Raw genomic sequence first — 218 nt, 5'->3', positions numbered from 1 at the left:
TTTAATTATTGGAATATTGTCAGTCATTGCAGGAGGTAAAGGGTGGGAAGATATGGAAAATTATGGACCCGTGCAAATACGATTGGCTGGAGGAATTTTTAGATTTACCGTGGGGTATCCCCAGCGCAGATACCTTTCGACGACTATTTGAGCGTATTAACCCAAAAGTATTTGAGCAATGCTTTCAAAAATGGGTACAGTCAATAGTTGAAACAGTT

1 pseudogene is annotated in these 218 nt (G+C 39.4%); it reads left to right on the top strand.

Going from position 1 to position 218, the window contains the following annotated elements:
• Window positions 1-218, top strand: a pseudogene (locus tag ABF638_RS38575) (ISAs1 family transposase); the annotation flags it as partial.

It is taken from the genome of Nostoc sp. CALU 1950, assembly GCF_051172895.1.
Classification (GTDB): Bacteria; Cyanobacteriota; Cyanobacteriia; order Cyanobacteriales; family Nostocaceae; genus Nostoc; species Nostoc edaphicum_A.
This window is presented reverse-complemented; position numbering and strand designations above follow the sequence as displayed.